At 42.3% G+C, this 2,175-nt stretch carries 3 protein-coding genes; all 3 read right to left on the bottom strand.

What is annotated here, in order from left to right; translation table 11 throughout:
- Positions 1-145: 145 nt before the first annotated feature.
- Complete coding sequence (gene glpE / locus A3766_RS17195) at positions 146-445, bottom strand: thiosulfate sulfurtransferase GlpE (RefSeq protein ID WP_068507469.1); 300 nt, start codon at positions 443-445, stop codon at positions 146-148.
- A 35-nt stretch (positions 446-480) separates the two neighbouring features.
- Positions 481-1,119 carry a PolC-type DNA polymerase III gene (locus A3766_RS17190; protein ID WP_068507471.1) on the bottom strand — a complete coding sequence of 213 codons (639 nt, stop codon included), beginning with the start codon at positions 1,117-1,119 and terminating at the stop codon, positions 481-483.
- A 318-nt stretch (positions 1,120-1,437) separates the two neighbouring features.
- On the bottom strand, positions 1,438-2,145 hold the full coding sequence (locus A3766_RS17185; protein ID WP_068514332.1) for a PEP-CTERM sorting domain-containing protein: 708 nt from the start codon (positions 2,143-2,145) through the stop codon (positions 1,438-1,440).
- Positions 2,146-2,175: the final 30 nt, after the last annotated feature.

Here is a 2,175-nt window from a genome sequence, read left to right as displayed (position 1 = left end):
CGCTTAGCTATTAGCTCGACGTCTGAGACGAGCGGTGTTTACTGAATATAGATGTAAAGTTTATCAAAGATTAATACGTATCCTTAGTCTTCGATTACCCGGGCTCAGTTAAGTGATTGAAGGGTGATAAAGCAGTAGCTTAGATCTAATCGCCTTGCTGCCATTCAACAAAACCGCCATCAAGACTATACACTTCTCTACAGCCTTGACTGGCGAAAAATTCAGCCGCGCCTTGACTACTGTTGCCGTGATAGCAAACCACAATTAGTGGCTTTTCTTTATCCATGTCAGATAAATACTGTTGTACATTGTCATTCGAAATATGAACCGAGCCTTCTATATTTCCTGAAGCAAATGAAGCGGGGTCTCGAATATCCACCAAAGAACACGCCTTCTCCCTCATTAAAGACCTGGCTTGCGGAACTGAAATACACTTATAACTCATTGCTAACTCCTGCTTTTTAATATAACGATTCGTTCCTAAGCCCTGTGCTTCTCTATAAACTTATGCACCGACTTCTTAGGCACTTTGCTAAGCTGCTGAATAAAAGAGAACGGTAAATCATAAATACCGTAGCGCTCACCAATATCCTCTAACATAGCTAACCACAGCTTGGCAGTCATCTCTGAATCATACAAGGCACGGTGAAAACTACCCGATGAGATTGAGCTAACAGTATCAAGGTTCGCATACTGAACCAAAGTTCCTAACTTATGATTCGGCGCATCCTGAAAAATACGCCTAGAAGCGAGCAAAGAACAGGCAAAGTCTCCCGGATAGGAGCAAGAAACTCGTGATAGTTCAGCATCAAGAAAGCGTTTATCAAAAGAGGCGTTATGAGCGACTAGGTTATGCCCGGCAATAAAATCATTAAAGCGCTTCATCACCTCTTCACAGGGAGCCGCCTTGCTCAACATTGCATTGCTAATACCGGTATAATCTTCAATAAAAGCACTGATGCGAATACCGGGGTTCATTAGGGATTGAAAGCTATCTGTAATCTCCCCACCTTCAATCAGCACTGCACCAATTTCTATCGCACGTTCTCCCATATCAGGAGATAAGCCACTCGTCTCAAAGTCCAGTACGACAATCGTATCTGCTCGTTTTGCGTTCATTAGGTCTAGCCATTTCCAATCATTAATTTGCGCTTAGAGTACACTATCTTCCGGATGAGAATAAGGTGATGCTTGGAAAAGCTCGACTCCAAAACAGAGGAGTGACAAAGCAATAAAACTTTTATAGGTAGGATAGAAACAGGCTCTGATTTTTAACTGATTTCATATCAAGGCAACCCGTAAAACTATCGAAAAGTACTTTGAGAAAATTCATCAGCTTTATGAGCAGAAAAAAAGCCATCTCAAGTGAGATAGCTTTAGTTCTGGGTGATTTCCTTAAGTGCTGGCAACAATAGTGTACTTCAGGCTTAGATAGAATTAGGACTTCTTTTGTCTACGAGCAAAGCTTAAGCCTACTAAACCCAAACCAAGAAGCGAAAGCGTAGCAGGTTCTGGAACATCGATTAAAGGTACTGAAACCGAGGTGACTGACGTGACCGTCATTCTGGTGTTTGCTAAGAAATACTGCTGTGGATCTGAAACCTGGTAAAGGTAAGTTTCAGCCGATATCGTTGGGCTACCCGGTCCGGTTCCAAATGGTCCAGTGCCTTCGGCCCACGTACTGATATTTATTTCAGATCCACCTTCCTTTACGTTAATTGTTGACAAACCGAATTCAGTGATTGAAACCCTCGCCTCACGAATACCGCGGTCGTATTCAACCATATTTTCGGTGGCCAGATGATAATCAATACTAGCCTGCCAGTCCGAGTCGTCGTAACTAATCAAATCCGCATAATTAATTCCAAACAAAGTCCATTCAATTGAACAAGCTCCATCAGCATTTCCATCCAGCGCGTTACAATACGTATACGTTGGAGTTCCATCATCATAAAATGTACTCGCCCGAGTCCCTTCGTTATCGAATGTAAAAGACCATGATAATGAATCGCCGACATTAAGCCCGGTCACGTCACTCTGTGCAACCTGAGTAACCCAAGTTTCCGTAACGATGGCTGCATTTGCTGACATCGAACCTAATGCTAAAACCCCTACAGCGGCTAATTTTTTTAACGTAAATTTCATAATAAGCACCTATAAAAAAGAAACTCTTAC

Source organism: Oleiphilus sp. HI0132, assembly GCF_001635845.1.
The sequence above is the reverse complement of the archived record's forward strand: the minus strand, read 5'-3'. Positions and strand labels throughout refer to the sequence as shown.

Coding starts and splice junctions, on each gene's coding strand:
- glpE (WP_068507469.1), bottom strand. CDS start 445: ATGAGTTATAAGTGTATTTCAGTTCCGCAAGCCAGGTCTTTAATGAGG.
- A3766_RS17190 (WP_068507471.1), bottom strand. CDS start 1,119: ATGAACGCAAAACGAGCAGATACGATTGTCGTACTGGACTTTGAGACG.
- A3766_RS17185 (WP_068514332.1), bottom strand. CDS start 2,145: ATGAAATTTACGTTAAAAAAATTAGCCGCTGTAGGGGTTTTAGCATTA.